Source organism: Telmatocola sphagniphila (assembly GCF_018398935.1).
In the GTDB taxonomy this organism is placed as follows: Bacteria; Planctomycetota; Planctomycetia; order Gemmatales; family Gemmataceae; genus Telmatocola; species Telmatocola sphagniphila.
In genome coordinates, this window is sequence record NZ_CP074694.1 from 6,332,782 (window position 1) to 6,353,760 (window position 20,979).

General features: G+C 52.3%; 18 protein-coding genes. 11 read left to right on the plus strand and 7 right to left on the minus strand.

The window, feature by feature from the left end; genetic code table 11:
• The first annotated feature begins 127 nt into the window (after positions 1 to 127).
• The 6 genes from KIH39_RS25340 to KIH39_RS25365 all read left to right on the plus strand — a co-directional run bounded on the left by KIH39_RS25340 (position 128) and on the right by KIH39_RS25365 (position 5,299).
• A complete protein-coding gene (locus tag KIH39_RS25340) occupies positions 128 to 1,222 on the plus strand; it encodes a DUF1559 domain-containing protein (RefSeq protein ID WP_213496774.1) in 1,095 nt (364 codons plus the stop codon).
• A 71-nt stretch (positions 1,223 to 1,293) separates the two neighbouring features.
• Positions 1,294 to 1,671: a hypothetical protein gene (locus KIH39_RS25345; protein WP_213496776.1), complete on the plus strand. Its 378-nt coding sequence runs from the start codon at positions 1,294 to 1,296 to the stop codon at positions 1,669 to 1,671.
• Positions 1,672 to 1,894: 223 nt separating this feature from the next.
• Positions 1,895 to 3,001, plus strand: coding sequence for a DUF1559 domain-containing protein (locus KIH39_RS25350; protein ID WP_213496777.1), 1,107 nt, complete (start codon positions 1,895 to 1,897; stop codon positions 2,999 to 3,001).
• A gap of 67 nt (positions 3,002 to 3,068) precedes the next feature.
• A complete protein-coding gene (locus KIH39_RS25355) occupies positions 3,069 to 3,494 on the plus strand; it encodes a hypothetical protein (RefSeq protein WP_213496779.1) in 426 nt (141 codons plus the stop codon).
• Positions 3,495 to 4,052: 558 nt separating this feature from the next.
• The gene (locus KIH39_RS25360) at positions 4,053 to 4,730 is read left to right on the plus strand and encodes a hypothetical protein (protein ID WP_213496781.1); all 678 of its coding nucleotides are present in this window, start codon (positions 4,053 to 4,055) and stop codon (positions 4,728 to 4,730) included.
• A 161-nt stretch (positions 4,731 to 4,891) separates the two neighbouring features.
• Positions 4,892 to 5,299: a 6-pyruvoyl trahydropterin synthase family protein gene (locus KIH39_RS25365; RefSeq protein ID WP_213496783.1), complete on the plus strand. Its 408-nt coding sequence runs from the start codon at positions 4,892 to 4,894 to the stop codon at positions 5,297 to 5,299.
• A gap of 15 nt (positions 5,300 to 5,314) precedes the next feature.
• Here KIH39_RS25365 and KIH39_RS25370 read toward each other — a convergent pair whose 3' ends face one another.
• Positions 5,315 to 6,217: a ThuA domain-containing protein gene (locus KIH39_RS25370; RefSeq protein ID WP_213496785.1), complete on the minus strand. Its 903-nt coding sequence runs from the start codon at positions 6,215 to 6,217 to the stop codon at positions 5,315 to 5,317.
• 107 nt (positions 6,218 to 6,324) lie between these two features.
• On the minus strand, positions 6,325 to 7,410 hold the full coding sequence (gene truD / locus KIH39_RS25375; RefSeq protein WP_213496787.1) for a tRNA pseudouridine(13) synthase TruD: 1,086 nt from the start codon (positions 7,408 to 7,410) through the stop codon (positions 6,325 to 6,327).
• A gap of 41 nt (positions 7,411 to 7,451) precedes the next feature.
• Between truD and KIH39_RS25380 the strand changes: the two genes are divergently transcribed.
• The 4 genes from KIH39_RS25380 (at position 7,452) to KIH39_RS25395 (ending at position 12,924) form a co-directional block, all read left to right on the plus strand.
• Complete coding sequence (locus KIH39_RS25380; protein ID WP_213496789.1) at positions 7,452 to 8,927, plus strand: aldehyde dehydrogenase family protein; 1,476 nt, start codon at positions 7,452 to 7,454, stop codon at positions 8,925 to 8,927.
• Positions 8,924 to 10,015, plus strand: a complete 1,092-nt coding sequence (locus KIH39_RS25385) for a dipeptidase (RefSeq protein ID WP_213496791.1) — start codon at positions 8,924 to 8,926, stop codon at positions 10,013 to 10,015. Before KIH39_RS25380 ends, KIH39_RS25385 begins: the two co-directional genes overlap by 4 nt.
• A 25-nt stretch (positions 10,016 to 10,040) precedes the next feature.
• Positions 10,041 to 10,538, plus strand: a complete 498-nt coding sequence (locus tag KIH39_RS25390) for a GNAT family N-acetyltransferase (protein ID WP_213496793.1) — start codon at positions 10,041 to 10,043, stop codon at positions 10,536 to 10,538.
• 139 nt (positions 10,539 to 10,677) lie between these two features.
• The gene (locus KIH39_RS25395) at positions 10,678 to 12,924 is read left to right on the plus strand and encodes a S9 family peptidase (protein ID WP_213496795.1); all 2,247 of its coding nucleotides are present in this window, start codon (positions 10,678 to 10,680) and stop codon (positions 12,922 to 12,924) included.
• Positions 12,925 to 12,995: 71 nt separating this feature from the next.
• Here KIH39_RS25395 and KIH39_RS25400 read toward each other — a convergent pair whose 3' ends face one another.
• The 5 genes from KIH39_RS25400 to KIH39_RS25420 form a co-directional block, all read right to left on the minus strand.
• A complete protein-coding gene (locus KIH39_RS25400) occupies positions 12,996 to 14,843 on the minus strand; it encodes a YHYH protein (RefSeq protein WP_213496797.1) in 1,848 nt (615 codons plus the stop codon).
• A gap of 105 nt (positions 14,844 to 14,948) precedes the next feature.
• Entirely contained in the window at positions 14,949 to 16,052 is a 1,104-nt protein-coding gene (locus tag KIH39_RS25405) for a cis-3-hydroxy-L-proline dehydratase (protein ID WP_213496799.1), read from the minus strand.
• A 17-nt stretch (positions 16,053 to 16,069) separates the two neighbouring features.
• The gene (locus KIH39_RS25410; protein ID WP_213496801.1) at positions 16,070 to 16,813 is read right to left on the minus strand and encodes a M90 metallopeptidase family protein; all 744 of its coding nucleotides are present in this window, start codon (positions 16,811 to 16,813) and stop codon (positions 16,070 to 16,072) included.
• Between the two features lie 118 nt (positions 16,814 to 16,931).
• Positions 16,932 to 18,341 carry a sulfatase-like hydrolase/transferase gene (locus KIH39_RS25415; protein ID WP_213496803.1) on the minus strand — a complete coding sequence of 470 codons (1,410 nt, stop codon included), beginning with the start codon at positions 18,339 to 18,341 and terminating at the stop codon, positions 16,932 to 16,934.
• A 36-nt stretch (positions 18,342 to 18,377) separates the two neighbouring features.
• Positions 18,378 to 19,988 carry an arylsulfatase gene (locus tag KIH39_RS25420; protein WP_213496804.1) on the minus strand — a complete coding sequence of 537 codons (1,611 nt, stop codon included), beginning with the start codon at positions 19,986 to 19,988 and terminating at the stop codon, positions 18,378 to 18,380.
• Positions 19,989 to 20,201: 213 nt separating this feature from the next.
• Here KIH39_RS25420 and KIH39_RS25425 point away from each other — a divergent pair, with 213 nt between their 5' ends.
• Complete coding sequence (locus KIH39_RS25425; protein WP_213496806.1) at positions 20,202 to 20,825, plus strand: YbhB/YbcL family Raf kinase inhibitor-like protein; 624 nt, start codon at positions 20,202 to 20,204, stop codon at positions 20,823 to 20,825.
• The last annotated feature ends 154 nt before the right edge of the window (positions 20,826 to 20,979 follow it).

The following is a 20,979-nucleotide window of genomic DNA, read 5'->3' on the forward strand; positions in this document are numbered from 1 at the left end:
CTCTGAATAAATAATAGATTTTTAATACTTAACAGTTTATTAACCGTTTCTTCACTTCATTGCCTCGTTCATAATATAAATCATTTTTTAGGTAGATGGTAATTTTCTCATTTATTCGGAGTTCCAAATGGTTCAGTTTTTCGCGAGTCGAAAAACCCGGCGTGGTTTTACATTGATCGAATTGCTGGTGGTGATCGCCATCATTGCCATTCTCATCGGCTTGCTGTTGCCAGCCGTTCAGAAAGTTCGAGAAGCTGCTGCTCGGATGAAGTGCACGAACAATTTGAAGCAACTCGGCCTGGCGATGCATAACTACGAGAGCGCCAATATGTACTTCCCGACGTCTGGCGAAGGGAACGACAGTTCGAATCAGTCGACGGTCATGGACACGCATTCGTTCTTTACTCAGATACTGCCTTATGTCGAACAAGGGAACGTTTTCTCGAAGTTCGATTTGAACTACGCTTACAACGCTCCCATCACCGACGCCGTGCAAAACGCGGCGGCCGCCAAGTCGAAGATTCCGATATTTCTTTGCCCCTCCAATGGATATTCCCAGGATGATCCAAAGGGTTACGGTCAAACCGATTATATGCCGATTTCCTATACCGATATCGATCCCACGACGGGGGCCCGGGACCTGAATTCTCCCAAGCGGTATCGCTCTCCCGGGTTGCTCGCGGTACACAACAACATTTCCCTGACCGCCGGAGCGGGCAATTACGATTCAGCCGGTAAATATGTTCCGGCGAACATCACCAAGCGGACGCCTCGAAACATCGCTGGTGTTACGGATGGTTTGAGCAACACCATGGCTCTGATTGAGGACGCGGGCAAAAATCACGAATCGTTGTCGCCGTTCATGCTCGCTAACTATTTCGACGACTGCGCGGCCTGCGTGGATCGTTCGCCGACCAACCGAAGGAACAACTACCGCTGGGCCGAACCCGATAACGGAAATGGCGTTTCTGGTCCTCACCAAAGTACAACCAGCACCCAGGCTAAAATCAATAACAATGCCTCGCCGATCGGCGGACCCACGACCTGTCCCTGGGCGAAAAATAACTGCGGCCCGAACGATGAACCCTTTAGCTTCCACACGGGTGGAGTAAACGCGGTGTTCGGAGATGGCCACGTTCAATTTATTCGAGACTCGATTTCGCCGCAGACGCTTCGAGCGCTTTGTACCCCAGATCAGGGGGAAATCGTTTCGCTCGATTAATCCGAAAATTCACTTGGACTTCCCGATGCTCTCAGGTCGGGAAGTCCAATTCCAGCTACAGGGAGATGACGATGTACTTGAAGAACTGCTTGATGTTTTGTTTTGCGGCAAGCTTGATGGGCTGTCAGAGCGGCGCGGTCGAAAGTCCCTTGGGAAAAAGAGTGGAACTCAAAGGTAAAGTGGCGCTGGCGTCCGCTTCCCTCAAGGGAGCTTTGATCTCCATTTTCCCCGTCGATCCGAACAGGGGAGATGAGCAGACGGCACAAATCGACGCGCAGAACCAGTTTGTTTTAGCGGCGTTTCCAGGAAAGTATCTCATTGCAATTGAACCCGGGAATACAAAGGGAAATACGGTGCCCATGAATTATCGAAAAGCCGAAACTTCGAAGCTGGAGGTGGAAGTTCCAGCAGTAGGTAAGAGCGACTTAATTATTGAATTGAAGAACTAAGTGGCTAGTCGAAGTACAATTGAATTTGTTAAAAAAAAATCATGTTTCTTTCATTCTCATGAGGTTTGCTCGAATCTTTGCGAGCACCTTGTGAGTGAAATCCGCCAATTTTTGGTCTTCATAGATTTTTAACACACGTCTGGCAATACGCCCACATAGAATCCCTACTCTGCCCTGTATCTTTTACATTTCCTTGGAGTGGATGATGTTGCAAAAGTTGTCAGTGCGACGAAATCGACGTGGGTTCACGTTGATCGAGTTGCTGGTCGTGATTGCGATCATTGCAATCTTGATTGGTTTGCTCTTGCCAGCCGTTCAAAAAGTTCGTGAAGCGGCCGCACGTATGAAGTGCAGCAACAATCTCAAGCAGTTGGGCTTGGCCGTTGCGAATTACGAAAGTGCTTACAGCTTGCTTCCTCCAGCCGGTGAAGGAACCGTGGGTAGCCCTGGCTCTTTCGGCACGGGTTTTTCTAATCTGCAAGGTTACACCGGTGCTCCGTTCACCAACGGCGTCAGCCCCGGCAGCGGTTACTACTTCCACTCTTTGTTCACTTACTTGCTGCCCTACATTGAACAAGGCAACATTTACAACCAGATTGATCCCTATTCGTATTACAACTCGCAATCGCCGACGTACGCCAATCACGCAACGGCTTTCCAGAACGTGGTTCCGATTTTCATCTGTCCTTCCTATCCGTTCGAAAATAAAGACTCGCTCGGATATGGCTATGTCAACTACGGTGCGACCGTTTACACCGACATCGTGATCACCGCTGGCCAGGGTGGTTCGTCTGCTGCGGTTGGAAATCGTGATAAGCTCTACGCTCGTCAGCGAGGCGCTCTCGATAATCAACCTGCCGCAATCACGGCTATCACCGACGGTACCTCCAGTACGATTCTGATTGCTGAAGATGCTGCTCGCCGTGAAAACTACATCACCAATCCCTCTTACATGGATCCGGCTGTCACCGCGGGTGTTGCAATCGACAACACCAGTTTCACCACTCGCCGATTCTGGCGCTGGGGAGAGCAGGATAACGGATTCGGCGTTTCGGGTGACCCGACGCAGAATACCAACCCCTCTTATGCGAACAGCTTCAAGATCATCAATAACAACAACCAGAGTCCCGCGACCGATGGTCCTTCCACCTGCAACTGGAAGCTGACCAACAACTGCGGGCCAAACGATGAAATCTTCGCGTTCCACACCGGTGGTGCAAACGTGGTCTTCGTCGATGGCCACGTCCAGTTCCTCAGAGACTCCACGGCACCCACCATTATTGCTTCTATCGTTTCCCGCTCCGGCGGCGAAATTCCGGGCGATTATTAATAGACTTGGGTGAGGGCTCTGCATGGGAGAGCCCCCACCAATTTTTTATAAAGAATGGTTTCTGATAATGAAAATCGTTGCGTTTACTATCCTGAGTTTTGCGACTGTTCTATTAGCGGGATGCGGTGGCGCACCTCCCGGGGCCGCAGTAGGAACTCCTTCACCGACGAAAGGTAAAGTTACCTTTGCGGATGGATCGGTCTTAAAAGGTGGCATTGTAGATTTCCATCCCGTTACTTTTGAAGACGGTGGAAAGCTCCGCTATCAAGGTAGTGGTCTGGTGAATGATAAGGGAGAGTACGTCGCTGGATTTAATGGCGATGGTAAAGGCTTAGTACCTGGCGAGTACATAGTGACGGTCAGCAAGAGAGATATCGAAATCCGGGGAAGCAACACCTCGCGAATCCCCAAAGCTTATCTGGAGAAGTCGACTTCTCCGTTGAAGGTTACTATTCAGAGTAGCGATAACACTTACGATATAGTTCTGAAATAGACACTATCGTCTGAATCAAAACTGAGCCGGCGATACTTCAATTTTCGGCGGCTCATTTCCAGAGCACTTCTCGCATCAACCAAATCCCTTCCCTTGACAGAGCCTCCTCCAAGATTTTCCGAATGTCAGCTTCAATAGCCTTTTGAAATGGCTATCCGGTGAAGGACGTTCAAATTTAATCCATTCCTCCTTAGACAATACCCAGTTTCGCTAGTCCCCGCAGAGCTAATTTCTGGCCTTTTTTAGCTACCTTATTTTCTTTCGCCCGTTTACGCAAATACCGCATTTACCGTTAAACTCAGAAAGCTACGAAGTTTTGAAAAATCAGGGAAATTCGGAGTTGGGTAGCTAAGGGTATTTAGTGAAAGACCCGAAAAGAGAAGTGATTTCGGAAAACTCGGCGAGAACGACAGGCACTTAAGAAGTCGCATCCGTGTCCGCGATTGATTTAGGGGTACTGGCTTGCTCGTCGCTGTGGCTCGGGCAGGCGAACGCGATTGGCGCGTTCCCGCCGACTAACGGTCCCGCGCCGCCGATCCCCTTTTGGAGGTTTGTCTAGTGAATGCAGTAGTGTTCATGTTGACGTCGGCATTCTGTGCTGCTGATGCTCCGCCGGCCCCTGCGCCGACGATGGCTGCACCCGCACCCGCGCCGGCCCCTGTTTCTGCTCCCGCGGTCATCTCGACCGGTTCCGCTTGCGGCGGTGGCTGCGGTACGGTTGCCGCATGCGATCCCTGCGGTAAGCCTTCCTTCCTGGACAAGATTAAAGCTCGTTTCAGCTCGATCTCGTTCGGACATAGCAGCTGCGGCTGTGAAAAGCCCGCTCCTGCTCCCACCTGCGGCTGCAGCAAGCCCACTCCTGTTGTGGCTCTGAAGCCTCTGCCGACTTTCCATTGCAAGCCTGCTCCGACGACAGCTTGCGGTTGCGAAGCTGCTCCTAAGGTCAGCATCTTCGACAAGATCAAAGGTCGACTGAGCTGCCACAAGGTTTCCAGCTGCGAAACGTGCGGTACTTCGGTTCCCGCTTCTCCCTGTGCCGGCGCTGTGACGACGATTCCTTCGTCCACGACTCCGGTTGCACCTGCTCCGGCTCCCGCTCCGACGGCTCCTGCCGCTCCGAAGGAAATGCCCAAGGACGCCCCCAAGGCACCGGCAGCTCCCAAGGTTGGCCTGAGCAACGTTGGTGGCCCAACGATTACCCCGGTTTCGGGCAGCAAGTCGGACAGCCCTTTCTAAGTTAAAATTAGAAGACGGATCTTCGATAACCCACGAGTAAGCTCGTGGGTTTTTTCGTTGGCGTCGACGACCGCCCTTTCATTGAGAAATTCCAGGTCGGGATAAGTGTCGCCCGTCTAAAATAAGAGTGCTGATAACTCGCCTTGAAGCTGGAGCCGCAAATGTATCGAGTCGCTCGAGAACTGGAATTTTGTTTTGGTCATCGCCTTCCTGAATACGATGGCAAGTGCCGGAATATCCACGGCCATAACGCTAAGGCCGTAATCACCCTGGAAGTCGAAGTGCTCGATAAGCTCGGCTTGGGAACCGATTTCGTGCAGATCAAAAGAATTGTCGGTACCTGGCTCGATCAGCATCTGGATCACAAACTGATTCTAAATGAGAGCGACCCCTATGTAGCCGAGTTCCAAAAAATGGGCATACCTCTGGTGCTTCTCCCAGTGAACCCAACGACGGAAAACATGGCGAAGTACATCTTCGACTATGCGAAGTTGCAGGGGCTACCCGTTGCGGAGGTCACGCTTTGGGAAACACCCTACTCCTACGCGACCTACCGACCGGGAAATTGATCCTTCACTTACGGCTTACTGTCTCTGCGGTTTGGGATCGAGATTCTTGGTGATATCTTCTTCGAGAACTCGCGAAGCCACTCCTTCAGCCGGCACGTCCAGCTTGCAAATCCACACCAGGGCATTCAGCACAATCTTACGGAAATCGTCGTTCTGCCAATTCTTGTGCACGTGGCCTCCCGTGAAGCCCACGCCTCGACCGCCGTCAGATCGCTCCACCGCCCACATCATATGTTCGGCTCGCCCCTTGGCTTCCTGAATGTGCTTATAAGGGCCGCGTGGATAAACGTAGGGACCGTTGCGAACGGCATCGCTCGGTACAGCTGTAAGCAGGGGGGTAATCGCCTTCCGATCGGGACGGAAGCGCATGTTGAAGTACCACTCGTCGTACGCCGTGAAGGGCTTCACACCGTTGCAAACCGGATGTTTCGGAAATTCCTTGAACTCAGGGGACCACATCGGGTTGCAGGAGTATTCGTGTTCGTAACAACCGCCGATCCATTCCCGCATCTCGTCGGCACCCTTGTCCTTGGGGACTTCGACGGCGAAATGGGCACACATCAGTCCGACCCCTTTTTTCGCGAGAGCATCAATGGTTTTGGCATGGTCTTTTTGAATGTAGGGGTGTCCGGCGCCGCCGTCGGAATATAAGAGGACGCCCGCCGCATCTTCGAAGACTTTTTCGTCCTTCGGATAGCCGTTGAGGCAAATCTCCAGCTTCAATCCTGGAAAATCCAGCAGACACTTCTTTAGAAGCAGCACCCCGGCGTTGAATTCATGAGCACCAGGTCCATGGCTGACAGTACCAGCAATCATAACGAGTTTCTTTTTGGTCTCGGTAAAGGAGGCAGCCGTAGCCCAGGGAGCTACGGAAAGTGCCGTGGCAGAGGCTAGAAAATTTCGGCGGGAGAGGTTCATATTGGAAACTCCAATTCAAAAGGTAAATTTTGGAAATTGTATCAAAGCAGGATTTGAGACCAAACGGCGGTCGAGTCTCGGTTCGGACAAACATTCTTAAAGCCGAATCAGCTGTCACCCTCCCCATCGGTGTTCTCTTCCGACGTCGCAGTAGATTCGAGCGGGACTTGAGTCTTCATGATCTCGCGCAAAAGCACAGTCGCGTAGGAGCCGCTGGGTAAGCTGAATTTGAGAACGAGCCCCTCCGAATCGATCGACGATTCCAATTCCTCCATTCCAATCACATTGGCTCGTCGTGTGCCTTCCAGGAGATTGCCGAATCCTTCAAAGGATTGGATGGTCAACCCCGATTCCATAAGTACTTTTTCTTCTCTCAAGGCGGCTTCCGCTTTTGCAGCGAAGGTTTTCTTCCCGTAAATCGGGCCGGCGTGCACCGTTTCACGCCGGTCGAATCGCTCCTGTTCCACAGCGACCTCCTCGGCTACAAAAAGACCGCCACTGATCTTCTGCATGACATCACCCGGAAGAACTTTGCTAAAGAGTTGATCTCGGATGCGATTTTCCAGAACGGCATTGAAGAGTGCTGATTGTACAGCGGACAAGCTGAGCTTTCGCAGGAAAGGAGGCAGACGCAACTTTTCTCCCTGCAGTTGCTTCAGGCCCATTTCCAGGGTCTGATTGTCCCGGCCAAAGCGCTGTTCTCCATAGTAATTTGGAAGGCCCTGCGCTTTAAGTCGGGCCAGGATCGCTTCCAGATGCGGCGCCTGTTCGATGTTGACGCCGCGCACTCGGATTATGAACTTGTTCCCTCTCTGATGGCCGGTTTTTAATTTGTTGTTGTGACGGGTGGCGTGAAGCACTTGAATGTCTTCCCCGTTTATTTTAGAAACTCGGTCTTCAAACTTGGCCGGTATAGAAATGTACTGGCGGGTGATAGCGTGTCGATCCTTCAGGCCGGCGCAGCCAATGTCGCGACGCGGGATATCCAATCGCAGCGCCACCTGTTTGAGGAGCCAATCCGCACTGACGTTTCTTTTTTCGATCCAGAGAAAGAGATGTTCTCCTTCGCCCGAGGGGAGATAAGAGGGAATTTCTTCCACCTGGAAGTCGTCGAGTTGTTCGCGAATTCGGCCTCCGACGCCGGGAAGATCGGCGGTCAGCATCAGGGGATCGACGTATTGGCTTATTGTCATGGGGTCCTAACGATTACCTGTGGAAGAACTACGATAAAGATATGAAGTTCCAACCTGTTGCATTTCTGGAAGAGACCCGGCGAGCCCGAGTCGCTCTCTCGGAGTTTTCCGGGCCGAGTCTACTGCCGATTCGAAAACTCCGCGCTCTGCTCGTCGAGAAGAAAGCGGAGATCTGTGAATCGGTTCGACAGGATATCGGTCGCGCACCTGCCGAAGTCCTGGCGAGTGATCTACTGCCTTTCGCCGATGCCTGCCGATTTCTGGAACGAAGGGCGCGGGCGATCCTCCGGCCACGAGCGGTTCCAAGCAGTGAGATGCCCGTCTGGGCGATCGGCGCGCGGGATGTCATTTATCGAAAACCCTGGGGGGTGGTCGGAATTATCGGCACTTGGAATTATCCCATTTTGCTCAATGGTGTGCAAATACTTCAGGCAATGCGTGCGGGTAATGCCGTGCTTTGGAAGCCATCGGAATTGACTCCTAAGTTTTCCAATGTTCTCAAGGAGCTTTTTGACGCAGCCGGTTTTCCCAGAGAGCTCTTTCAGATTCTTCCTGCCACGAGAGAGGCCGGGCCGCAGTTGTTGGAGGCCGATATCGATCATCTCGTGTTCACGGGCTCCGATACCGTTGGCAGAAAAATTGCTTTGAGCTGCGCGGGAAGATTGTTGCCATCGACGCTGGAACTTTCCGGTTGCGATGCCATGATTATTCTTCCGGATGCCGACCTGGAAATGGCGGCCCGGGCGGCATGGTATGGCATCACGCTGAATCAGGGGCAAACTTGCGTGGCCCTACGGCGGATATTCCTCCTTCAAAACCAGCTGTCCGAGTTTAGCGATCTGTTGAAGAAAACCGCTACGGATCGAAAAGTCCGACCTCTGGTAACATCCGGCCAGCTGAAGCAGGCTCGCGCGATCATGGAAGAGGCCGTGGCTAACGGCGCTAAAGAATTGTTTGCGGATGCACCGGCCAACTCCGAAGACCTACCCGGAATGCCGGCCACGTTTCTTACCGATGTGCGGCCTTCGATGCGACTCTGTCAGGAAGCGATTTTCGCTCCTCTTGCGGGAATTCTGACCTATACCGACTTGTCCGATTTGCGAAGCCAACTGAACAACTGCCCGTTTGCGCTCGGCTCTTCAATTTTCAGTCGCGATGTTACAGCCGCAAATCAACTGGCATTGCAACTGGCCCCCGGATTGGTTGTTATAAACGACGCGATTAATCCTACTGCTCATCCGGCGAGTCCCTTCGGCGGCCGGAATTCGAGTGGATGGGGCACCACTCAGGGGGCGGAAGGACTGCTGGCAATGACCGTGCCTCAAGTCGTCAGTATTCGCAAAGGAAAATTCCGACCGCATTACGACGCGGCGAATGGCGGAGTGAATGCCGGTACAGAACGCATGCTCCATGGTATCCTGAATTGGAAGCATGCCCCCAGCTTCGGCCTTAGAATCCGTGGAATCTGGAATATGATCCGCGGAATGATGCAATCGACCAAGAAGGATCATACATGATAATATTCGATGCACACCTCGATCTGGCGTGGAACGCGATTGATTGGAATCGCGATCTGCTAAAGCCCGTGGCCGAGATTCGCCAAGCGGAATTGGCCGCGGAAAAGATCGATTTTCTGGCACGCGGGGTGAATACGGTCTCTTTTCCGGAACTCCGCCGAGGCAAAGTCGGAATCTTTATTGCAACTCTGCTGGCCCGACTCTTCCGATCGAATTCTCTCCCTCCCTTGTCGCGCTATTCTTCCATGCAGGCCGCTTATGCCTCGGCACACGGGCAGATGGCTTATTACAAAGCCCTGGTTGCCGAGGGGGTTCTCGTCTGGATCACCGATGCAGCCGCATTGAAGAAACACGTTCAAAACTGGCTCGAGTTCGATGCGGGTAAGACACAGAAAGAGCCTCCACTCGGGTTCATACTCAGTATGGAGGGGGCCGATCCCATTCTGCATCCCTATCAGGTCGAAGAATGGTACGGCACCGGCTTGCGGATTGTGGGACCTGCGCACTATGGAGTGAGCCCCTACGCCCATGGAACGAGCACAATCGGTGGGCTCTTTGATTGGGGTAAGCCGCTACTTCAAGAGATGGATCGGCTAGGCATGATTCTGGACGTGACCCATCTCTCCGATCAATGCTTCGCAGAAGCCTTGGAAATCTACAAAGGACCGGTGCTGGCCAGCCATCACAACTGCCGGGCACTCGTCGACGATCAGCGCCAACTGAGCGATGAACAGATCAACCGACTCATCGAGCGTGGGGCGGTGATTGGTGCGGCCTTCGACGCCTGGATGCTCTCGCCCAAATGGGTGCGCGGGAAAAATACTCCGCAGGAGCGCAATGTGACAATTGCGACAGTGGTCGATCATATCGATCACGTCTGCCAATTGGCCGGCAATGTGAATCATTCCGCCCTGGGCACCGATCTGGATGGGGGGTTTGGCAAGGAGCAATCGCCCCACGATCTGGATACGATCGTCGATTTGCAGCGAATTCCCGACCTCCTGAAATCGCGAGGCTACTCCCCGCTGGATATTGAGAAGATCATGTGGAGGAACTGGTTCGATTTCTTTGTCAAGAATCTGAAATAATGAGTATGAAATCGAAGAGCGAATTATGAAGCCTTCTGCACAACTATTGGAGAGCGTCTCACTTCGAGCTACATGCGAGGAGGATCTGCCCAAATTATTTGAGCTTCATCGGGAACCGCAGGGTTGCTGGATGGCGGCTTTCATCAATCGGGACCCGGAAGATCGCAAGGCCTTTCAGGAACACTGGATGAAGGTTCTTGCTGATCCGCTGATCTATGCTCGAACGATTCTGGTCGATTCCGAAGTTGCCGGGAATATCGGCAGTTTTCTCTGGGATAACCAACGACAGGTCGGTTACTGGCTCGGGCAGCGATATTGGGGTCGAGGCATAGCCAGTCGGGCCTTGAAACTCTTCCTGGAGGAATTTTCAATTCGTCCGCTCCATGCCAGTGCGGCTTTCGATAACCTCGCTTCTCTGCGGGTTCTTCAGAAAGTGGGCTTTCAAATCACCGGCCAGGAGAAATCGTTTGCCCGGGCTCGTAATCAGGAAATCGATGAAATTATGCTTATGTTGAAATCCTGATTTAGAGATTGGCTCGATTTGATTTTGATGCTGGCGAGTACAAGCGTACTTCTCCTATAATTCCTAACAATATCACGCCTCATTGAAATCGAATTTTCAGGACACCTCAATTTAGAGCCGCGCTTCAGGAGCTGGATTTATGCTGCGATTGCTACCCGTTATCTTTCTGCTGTTTGTTCCCCTGGCTCCCATTTACTCCCAGGATGCCTCGCCAGCCCGGCTGACACTCAATCGCATCTATGAATCCAGCGACTTTCGCGGCGAATCGGTGAATTTCAATAAATGGCTCGAAGGAAGTTCTTATCTGATTTGGGAATCCGCTGTTTCACCCAAGAAAGGAAACAATCTGGTTCGCGTGGATGCGGCCGGGAAAAAAGAGATTCTGATTGAGGGGGAATCCCTAATTCCACCCGGATCGAAAGAACCACTCGCGATACACGGCTATGAACTCTCGAAAGATCACGATCTGATGCTGATATTCACCAATAGCGCGAAAGTCTGGCGTCAGAATACTCGAGGCGATTACTGGATTTATCGTAAGTCGACGGGAAAACTGACTAAACTTGGCGGAGATGCCAAACCTTCAACTCTCATGTTCGCGAAACTTTCGCCAGATGCCACAAAAGTCGCTTACGTGCGCGAGAATAATCTCTATGTAGAACCCACCGCGGGCGGCAGTCCCTTGCAATTGACCTCAGATGGAACCGACGAAGTCATCAACGGCACCTTTGACTGGGTGTACGAGGAGGAATTCTACTGTCGGGATGGCTTTCGCTGGAATCCGGATAGCAAGAGTATCGCATACTGGCAGCTGGATACCCGCGGGGTGAAGAAATTCACCATGATCGACAATACTTCCGAGACCTATCCGAAATTGATCACATTCGCATACCCGAAAACGGGCGAACGCAATTCGGCCTGCAAAGTAGGAGTGGTCTCTGCGGAAGGAGGAGCAACCAAATGGATCGACGTTCCCGGCGACACTAAAACAGATTACTACATTCCTCGAATGGATTGGGCGTCGAGCGAAAAAGAACTGCTGATACAGCGAATTAATCGTAAACAGAAAGCCATCGATGTCATGCTGGCGGATGTGGCCGCTGGTACGATCAAGACCTTGTATACCGACCGCGATGAAGCCTGGGTCGATGTCCACGACGATGCTTCGGAGTGGATCGATGGCGGCAAGGAGTATACCTGGATCAGTGAACAGGATGGCTGGCGACACCTCTATGCCATTTCGCGGGACGGCAGCTCTTTCCGCAAAATTACCAAGGGAGATTTCGACGTCATCAAAGTGTTGAAGGTGGATGAAAAAACTAAATCGGTATACTTCATCGCTTCTCCCGACAATCCCACGCAAAAATATCTTTATCGTTGTACTTTGGACGGAACCGGTACGGCGGAACGAGTGACACCGGCCGAGCAACCCGGCACGCACGACTACAATATCTCGCCTGATGCCAAGATTGCTTTTCACACCTACTCCACGTTCAGCTCCCCACCCCGAGTGGAAATGGTTTCCCTGCCGGATCATAAGGTGCTTCAAACTCTGGCCAGCAACGACAAACTGCGAGAAGCCGTGAGTAAGCTGGCTCAATCACCCGTGGAATTCTTTCGGGCGGATGCGGGGAATGGGGTGAAGCTCGATGGCTGGCTGATGAAGCCGCCGGGCTACGACCCGACCAAGAAGTACCCGCTGCTATTTCACGTTTACGGCGAGCCGGCCGGTCAACTGGTGAACGATACCTGGGGCGGCAGCGAATATCTCTGGTATCTGATGTTGAATCAGCAGGGCTACATGGTCGCCTGCGTCGATAATCGCGGAACGCCATGTCCTCGCGGCCGAGATTGGCGCCGATCAGTCTATCGCAAGATTGGCGTGGTTGCCTCCGAAGATCAGGCGGCGGCCGCTCGAGAATTGTTAAAACGGCCTTACATCGATCCCGAACGTGTCGGGATTTGGGGTTGGAGCGGCGGCGGATCCATGACTCTGAATATGATGTTTCGTCATCCCGAGATCTATAAGGTCGGCATGTCAGTAGCTCCGGTGCCCGACATGCGACTTTATGACACGATCTACCAGGAACGATATATGGGGCTTCCTCAAGATAATCCGGAAGATTATAAGAAGGGGTCTCCCATCACTCATGCGGCCGGGTTAAAAGGAAAATTGCTGATCGTGCACGGCACCGGCGATGACAACGTGCATTATCAGGGGACGGAAAAACTCATCAATGAACTGGTGAGTTTGAAAAAGCCTTTTTCCATGATGGCTTATCCGAATCGAACTCACTCGATCAGCGAAGGCAAGGGAACGTCCTATCACCTCCGTCAGATGCTGACCCAGTACCTTTACGACAATCTTCCGGCAGGTCCGAAATAAATTTCTTTCGCAGAAAAAGCTCCGTGGAGATCGACTGCTGATTTCCACGGAGCTTTTTTATCGATGCTCATTTACTGCTTGGGCGGCCCTTTCTTGCCCCGCGTGCTCGGGTCTACTTCTCCCCAGTAGCCACCGATGATGTGCGGGAATTTACCCGGTGTCACATGATAATGGGGTCCGCGGAGAGGATCCGAATGAAGGTTGAATTCATTGAGCGGATGCTCTTTAGAATCCTTTGCGAGTACCCCTTTCGATTCATACGGCCCATAAACCGGATAGCCATCGAAGGCGAATCCGATCAAGGTGGAATGCTCTGCCCCATCATCGGCCCAGGGAGTATTCACGCAAGAAGGATATTTGTGGTAGTGATATTCGAAAGAAGGGCTGGGATGGCCGCAGCAGCGGTCGAGTCGCCAGACCGCATCGACCTCGGCGGACTCGTCGAAAGGATTGAAAAATACCACCCCGTTCACAGCTACACCGATCGGACCCATAGGTAACGCTCTGGTATTCTTCATAGTCATGGCCACGTGCTTCGGATTCTCTTTAGGTTGCAATGGAATCCGCCAGACGTCGCGCTGTTCCTGAATGTAATTCGGATTGCCATCGAGATATCGGGTACGGTCAGGGAACACGGCGGTGGGGTGGTTCGGTAAATTTTTTGAGCGGAGCACGATAAACTTTTCGGTGAAAAGGATAACCAGGGAGTCGGAAACGAACTGATCCTTTTCGACCAGCTTGCCGAAGTAGTCCAGATAGCCGCGCCGTAGCCAGGAAGTCGTATTGTTCACAAAGGGTGTTTCAAGTTTGTCAGCCAGATAGTAGAGTTGATCGACGTTCGTAGAATCGAACTGTTTGGGAATTTCCTTGCCGCCGTTGCGTGGATCATAATACCAACGGCCTCCGAGAGAGACTAAGGACTTCAGAGCGGGAGGATTCGAGTTGCTTGCCCGAGTCGGGCGCGTGTAATTCGTGGGATCGGGTATCGGCAACACTTCCAGCTCAGAAATCCAGAATTCGGAGTTCGTAGACTTGCCCGCGCCTTTGTTGAAGCCGACGCTGATTTTCAGAGTATCCACTTCTGGAAAGGGTGTTCGAAAATCAATGGAGTAATTCCTCCAGGTGGCCGCTCCCAGGCTCTTATTGGTGCCCGGGTCTTTGAAGGATTTCCGCTCCAACTCCAATTGGGCATAAATGGACTTTTTGATGTAATCGAGAGCGTTTTTTCCGTCTTCCTTGAAGTATTCCGCCTTGATGTAAAGCTCTTCATCCTCCACGGCAAAGTTGTCCTGAGCCAGTCCGCGTACCAAAATGCGGTACCATCGTCCTTTCTCGTTGTTCAACCCTTTCACCGTGAAGGATAAGTTTCCCGCCTTCTCCCCATCTTTATTGAGATCTTGCCCGGATAGGAAGCGAATACCGGTGCCGGAAACTTCCTTGTTGTAGTTCCCCAGAACCCCCTCGATCGCGTCTCCGGTCAGCTGAATCGGGGATTTGCCACCGACGACTTGCAGGGGGCCTTTCACCAGAATTGGGGTCGGAAGCAGCGGCGGGGCGGTGATTTCGAAGTTCGAGGGAACATTCGGTCGGTTGCCTCCTTTTCCACCCGGACCTCCTTTTTTGGCCTGACCCCCTCCGGGGCCCATCGGCCGAAAATTTTCCACCATTTTTTTCTGGTCCGGGGTCAAAAGTTTTTCGAGTTCAACTTTCAGGTCGGCTTTCATTTGCTCCAAGGCTTTTTCCTGCTCGGGAGTCAGATTTAATTCTTCCAGGAGAGGCGGAGGGAGAACCGTTCCGAGCTCAAATCGTGGCGGACCTTTGCCCCCTTTATCTCCTCCGGGGGGTTGCGAAAAGAGCGGAGAAGTGATGAGAATCGCACCAAATCCCAAAGCAATCAGCCCGAAAATGATCCGCCGCATAGCTAGTCCCTCCCCCGAAAAGTCCTTATAGGTAGATTGGTAACGCGGGAACCTTAAGCTGGTATGAAGCCCGTAAGGAATGGGCGATTTGTGAAACGAAATTGGCTATTCCACCAGGAGCACTGGTTTTCCGAGCACATCCATTTTCGGGGTGACTCCCAAGCCCGGTTTTTTCGAAGCGGCCATTCGGCCTTGCACCCGTTGGGGGGCGCCGTCCGCCGTGGAGACAGTGACGTAGCTGTTAAAGTCAGTACTGGTGAACAGAAACTCGGTAGGCGTGCTGTGCGCCAGGTGAGCGATGGCCGCAGTGGCAATGTCACCGCCCCAGCTATCCTCCAGGGTCATGGCGATGCCCATGCTGACGCAGAGATCGCGTGCCTGGCGAATCTTGGTGAGACCGCCCAGCTTACTGATCTTCAAATTCACAACATCCATGGCCAAATCGGCTTTGGCCCGCAGTAGTACATCCAAGCCGTCGATATTTTCGTCCAGGACGAAGGGATGATCCGTGTTACGGCGAACGCTCAGACACTCTTCGTAAGTCAGGCAGGGCTGCTCGATATAGACATCGATATCGCGAACCCCGCGCACAACCCGAACTGCTTCGTGCTGGGTCCAACCAGTGTTGGCATCGGCCACCAGTCTATCGCCCGGCTGAAGTTTCGCGGCCACCGCATGAATACGCTGAATATCGACATCGGGATCGCCGCCGACTTTCAATTGGAAACGGCGATAGCCTTCCGCCCGATAGGCGGCGACTCGACTGGCCATTTCTTCCGGGGATTCCTGCGAAATCGCCCGGTAGAGATGGAAATCTTCCCCATAACGGCCACCGAGCAACTCGCAAACCGGCAACCCGGCGGCTTGACCCAGAATATCCCAGCAAGCGATATCGATGCCGCTTTTCACATAGGGATGCCCCTTCAAAGCGGCATCCATCAGGCGATTCAGCTTTCCCAGTTGCCGGGGATCTTGTCCGATCAGATGTGGCCCCAGCTCTTTCAATCCCGCCCGGACACCGTCGGCGTAAGCTGGCAAATAGAATGGGCCGAGAGGGCAGACTTCGCCGTACCCGATGAGGCCAGAATCGGTTTCCACCCGCACGATAGTACTATCGAAAACGGTGACCGATTTGCCGCCCGACCACTTGTAGGTGGTCTCGTATAGCGGCAATTCCACGCGGTAGGCCAGTATTCGAGTTATCTTCATCGCGATTGCACTCCAGTTTATCTCGATTTCTTCTCGGGCGCCCAGATCTTTGACATCAGTTCGTAGATCTCCGGTTCAGAATCCTTTAGTTCCGCGCGCACGAATGGGAAAAAGTCATTCACGCCGAAGTAAGCCTCGGTCATTTCGGCAAAGAACTCTTTGTGATCGGTGAGGGCATAGTGCTTCACTCTTTCGCCGTTGAAAAGCAGAGTTTTATCCCCATGCCCGCTCTTTTTATATTTTTCGTACACTTCGCGAATACGCGGTTCCTCGAATCCCAGCACCTGATCATGGTAGGCATGTGCCAGTTCATGCAGTATCACCCAGGGCTGCTCGTTGACATTGCGTTTCACGGGAAGATCGGCCGCACGGGGGATGTGTACGCATTTTTCCAGATCGGAGCTGTAGCCATTGGCCTTCAGCCAGCTGGCACTGGGATGATACTGCATCGAGCCAAGTTTTCCGTGTGTCAAATCGAGTACGATTTTCACATTCTGCAGTTTTTTGACTTTGTCTTCCGGCACGACGATCTTGATATCCACGAGCTTCGCTTCCAGAAAGCGCAGACATTTCGCACCCAGTTCCTGATCCGGACCCGAGAGCAGTCGATTGTCGACACGGATTGTCCAGCCTTCGATTTTGCGTTCGGTTCGCGAAGTCGGTTTGCTCGGCTCGGCCGATTTCTCCTGTAGGTTTTCATGCGCGCTTATCTGGGTAGTGGTGTTAAGCAGCAGAACGAGGTAGGAGATATATCTCAGCATGTAAAATGTCTCCGTTCTCAAAGAAACGTCTCTCACAAGAGAACATGTCGAAATCAAAGGAAGGAATTCTTTATTTAGCGAATTGCATCAAAGGGGCTCTACTTTTCAGCGGGATCTTTCATGGCTTCTTTGGAAAATTTTTCGGTGGTATCCAATCCGGAGATATAGGTTCGGCTACTTTGAGTGGAGACGGATCCGAGTATCGAATTTGTTCTTTCTTCAACAGCGCCATCAACTCGGCCACTCGCATCTGCTGCTCGGGTAGCTCGGCCAGATTGTTTATCTCTTCGGGATCCGAAGTAAGATCGAATAGCTGCGTCTTGTCGATTTGCGGGTAGCGGATTAGTTTCCAACGTGAATCCCGCACGGCCCGCTGCACGTTCATATAAGCGAACATCATTTCTTTGCGGGCGGGTTTACTCGTATCCTTGAGCACCGCACCGAACTCAATTCCTTCGCTGCTACTGGGGGCGGGTACTCCGCAAAGTTTTCCCAGCGTGGGGAAAACATCAAAGAGGTAGCACATCGCCTGGGAGCTTTGGCCTGCCGCGATGCCCGGGCCGGAAATAATTAGCGGAACTCTTAAGGCATGTTCATAAAGGCTTTGCTTGCCGAGCAGGCCGTGACTGCCGAGGCTCACGCCGGAGTCTGCCGAGAAAACAATTATGGTATTTTTTTCATGTTCAGAAGCGGCCAGGGCATCGAGGATCCGGCCGACCTGGGAATCAAGATAAGAAATATAGCGGTAATAGTCCGCTTTCATTTGCCGGATTGCTTCCGGTGTGCGCGGCCAGGGGAGTAATCGTTCATCGCGGATCGCCATCTCCCCGTTATTGAAGGGATGTTGAGGTAGATAATTGCCGGGCAACGAGAGTTTGTTCGGCTGGTAATGAATGGGAAAATTTTCCGGTACGATATGCGGATCGTGTGGAGCATCGAAGGCCACATAACAAAGAAACGGGTTTTCCTTTTGAGTTCGTATGAACGTAATGGCTTCCTCCGCGAAGCTATCGCAGGCATGTTTGGGTAAGATCTCCGCTTTGGTCATGCGGCCATCGACTAAATTACTTAACGGCGCCCTCATCGGGTTGGTCATACCTCCCACGAATACCGATCTGGCATTTTGAAAGCAGAGCGGAATAGATTCAGGGGTGTTATGCCATTTGCCAGTAAGAAAAGTTGTATAGCCCGCTTTTGCAAACGCGCTCGGCCAGCTGGGATCTCGCCGTAATTTCTCATCGATTCGAAATAAAGACTTCCCCGAAAGCAGCATCGCCCGGGAGGGAACGCAGGTCGCTCCATTCCGGGCACCCTGCATATAGGCCCGCTGGAAAGCAACGCCGGAGCGAACCAGCCGGTCCAAGTTAGGAGTTTGGATTTCCGTGTTTCCCAGGGCGGAGATTGTATCCGCCCGCATGTCGTCGGCGAAAAGAAACAGGACATTGGGCCGTGTTGAACTCTCCTGCGCTCTCAGAATGTTTGAATCCGAAGCGAGAAATAGCAGTGTGACCAGCAAAATCGAACGCATCAAGTCAGCCTTTTAAAAGAAATTCTGAGCTGCAAGTCATTTCTTAGGAGATCGGGGTGCGTCCTTACGAGCCAGTGTGGCATATTCATCGAATTGCTTCTTCCAAATTTCCGCCAGCTCGGCCACTTTTTGCGGTTGGGCGGTGGCCAGGTTGTGCGCCTCTGCCCGATCGACGCTGAGATCGTAAAGTTCCCAATCGCTCTTTTCTCCCGCCGCGACGATTTTCCAATCCCCCACTCGCAAAGCCCGATTGCCTTCGTGCATCCACCACAATGAGTCATGGGAAACGGTTCCTTCTTTGGCGAACACCGGCACCAGACTTTTACCCGGCGCAGGCGGCACGGCTTGGCCTTCGATTACTTCCGGGCGTTTACCCCCCGCGACCTCCAGAAGTGTCGGCAAAATATCCACCAGATGGCCAGGCGTCTGCCGAAGTTCACCGTGCGCCGAGATTCCCCGGGGCCAGTGTACGATCAGAGGTGTGGAGATCCCCCCTTCGTGAACCCAGGTTTTATGCCGCCGAAAGGGAGTGTTCGCCAGGCTCGACCAACCGGGCCCCAGGCTCAAAAAAGTTTTAGCGCTTCCCATCGGAGCTTGAGGGTCGTGGCCATCGCCGCGAACCATCATCTCCGCGCTGGCGCCGTTATCCGAGAGGAATAAAATCAAAGTGTTTTCCAGCTGATCCATCGATTTTATTTGTGCAATAACGCGGCCGATTTCTTGGTCCAAGCGGTTGACCATGGCGGCATGAATTGCCATTTTGTTGGCTTGAAATTCTTTCTGTTCGACTGTCAGTTTATCCCATTCAACGGGGAGATTGACTTCGTTGGGCCCCAACTTTTTCAGATCCGCCGGGTAGGGGTAGGGCGGTCCAAGATCACGCTCAACGTTCGAGAGATCCGTGTTGCTGATTTTCAAATCGGTCAAGCGCTGCCAGCGTTCGCGTCTCAACTGATCCCAACCCGGCAGATATTTGCCCTTATAACGAGCGATATCTTCCGGCAAAGCCTGCAGCGGAAAATGTGGCGATGTAAAAGCCAGGTATTCGAAGAACGGTTGTCCGACATAGTCTTTGGAGTGGTTCTTCAAACACTTAATCGCATGATCGGCAATAGCGGTCGTGGCGTAGTAAGGTGTGTTGTTTGCAACGGCAGGCAATGGCTTGTCGTCCTCAGTATGCAATCGCGGCCCGAAGTAACGATCATGATCGTTCAGACTGTAGGAGTGTTCGAAACCATTTTTCAAAGGCGATCCGTCGATGTGCCATTTGCCCGAATGATAGTTATGGTAGCCGCGTTGTTTTAGATAGATGGGGAGTAGTTGCGCCCAGTTCGGTCGCACGCCTTGAACACCGCTTTTCACTCCGGGTACAGTATCGCGGCGAATCGATTGGGCATAATACCCTGTGAGAAGTGCGGCCCGCGACGGCCAGCAGCGGGCCGTGTTGTAGAACTGGGTAAAGCGCAAACCGTTCTTGGCGAGTTGATCGAGGTTAGGCGTCGAAATTTCACCACCGAAACAACCGGGATCGGAAAATCCCATATCATCTGCGACAATCAGAAGGATATTAGGTCGGGAGAGATTGGGAGGTTCCGCCTGAATTGGAGCGATCCCGAATAAAAACAGCAGCGGAAGTGCGTAACGCATGGATTCCCAATTTAGGAATTTCAATCGAGCGAACCTGGAAACGAGTATCCCTCAAAGCTGGCAAAAAATCCAGCGAAAGCGTCCTGTACGTACAATGACTTAGGAATTTTTTGGAACTTCCCCAAGATCTTAAGCCTCCCTTAAGGCGACAGACATACGATTAGCCATGTAGATATATCCCCGTCCTAATGTCTCTCTCTGGGAAATATCGCGATGCGAAGCTTTCAACAAGTGGTTTTTAACGAACCTCCACCCCGTCGAAAGAAGCCCTGGCTCAAAATCGGGCTGGTTCTCTGTCTAATCATAGGGGTGCTTTCCAGCGCCTTGCTTCTCGCACAAGTTCCGAAAAAAAATCAGGCTGCACCCAAGATCATTCAAAAGGGTGATCTTAAAGTCACGAGCCCGGACTTCGAAGCCAATGGCAAGTATCCAATTGAATTTACAGGTGATGGTGAAGGAATCTCGCCGCCTTTGAAATGGAGCGGCGCACCCAAGGAAACCAAATGCTACGCGCTTCAACTCTGGCACGTACCCGGCCCTGGGGATGTAAAATCGTACTGGGTGCTCTACAACATTCCCGCCAGCGTCACGAGCCTGGAGAAGAACTCGAAAGGCGTGGGGCAGCTGGGCTATAACGACAAAAATCGCAAAGAATACGACCCCATGAAGTCTAAAGGGCCTGGGCCCAAGGAATATCACATCACCGTTTACGCGCTGTCTGAAGAACCCAAATTTAAATCAGAAAAAGTGACTCGCACGGAACTGCTGAACGCCATCAAAGATATTACGCTCGCGGAAAGCACTTTGAGTTACACCTACGAACGGAAGAATCAATAAGCCGAGAGCGGACTTTTGACCGAAAGTTCCTGTCGCTGGACTCCGCGATCTTCGATATTGCAGTAGCATTTCATTTCGAAGCGTGATAAAATCTTAGGACTGATTTGAATTAACCCGCCGATAATTTCTCGTTTCCTCAATCGTTAATTTTCCC

Coding starts and splice junctions, on each gene's coding strand:
- KIH39_RS25390 (WP_213496793.1), top strand. CDS start 10,041: ATGAAGCCTTCTGCACAACTATTGGAGAGCGTCTCACTTCGAGCTACA.
- KIH39_RS25400 (WP_213496797.1), bottom strand. CDS start 14,843: ATGCGGCGGATCATTTTCGGGCTGATTGCTTTGGGATTTGGTGCGATT.
- truD (WP_213496787.1), bottom strand. CDS start 7,410: ATGACAATAAGCCAATACGTCGATCCCCTGATGCTGACCGCCGATCTT.
- KIH39_RS25415 (WP_213496803.1), bottom strand. CDS start 18,341: ATGCGTTCGATTTTGCTGGTCACACTGCTATTTCTCGCTTCGGATTCA.
- KIH39_RS25340 (WP_213496774.1), top strand. CDS start 128: ATGGTTCAGTTTTTCGCGAGTCGAAAAACCCGGCGTGGTTTTACATTG.
- KIH39_RS25345 (WP_213496776.1), top strand. CDS start 1,294: ATGTACTTGAAGAACTGCTTGATGTTTTGTTTTGCGGCAAGCTTGATG.
- KIH39_RS25410 (WP_213496801.1), bottom strand. CDS start 16,813: ATGCTGAGATATATCTCCTACCTCGTTCTGCTGCTTAACACCACTACC.
- KIH39_RS25395 (WP_213496795.1), top strand. CDS start 10,678: ATGCTGCGATTGCTACCCGTTATCTTTCTGCTGTTTGTTCCCCTGGCT.
- KIH39_RS25425 (WP_213496806.1), top strand. CDS start 20,202: ATGCGAAGCTTTCAACAAGTGGTTTTTAACGAACCTCCACCCCGTCGA.
- KIH39_RS25420 (WP_213496804.1), bottom strand. CDS start 19,988: ATGCGTTACGCACTTCCGCTGCTGTTTTTATTCGGGATCGCTCCAATT.
- KIH39_RS25405 (WP_213496799.1), bottom strand. CDS start 16,052: ATGAAGATAACTCGAATACTGGCCTACCGCGTGGAATTGCCGCTATAC.
- KIH39_RS25370 (WP_213496785.1), bottom strand. CDS start 6,217: ATGAACCTCTCCCGCCGAAATTTTCTAGCCTCTGCCACGGCACTTTCC.
- KIH39_RS25385 (WP_213496791.1), top strand. CDS start 8,924: ATGATAATATTCGATGCACACCTCGATCTGGCGTGGAACGCGATTGAT.
- KIH39_RS25355 (WP_213496779.1), top strand. CDS start 3,069: ATGAAAATCGTTGCGTTTACTATCCTGAGTTTTGCGACTGTTCTATTA.
- KIH39_RS25380 (WP_213496789.1), top strand. CDS start 7,452: ATGAAGTTCCAACCTGTTGCATTTCTGGAAGAGACCCGGCGAGCCCGA.
- KIH39_RS25365 (WP_213496783.1), top strand. CDS start 4,892: ATGTATCGAGTCGCTCGAGAACTGGAATTTTGTTTTGGTCATCGCCTT.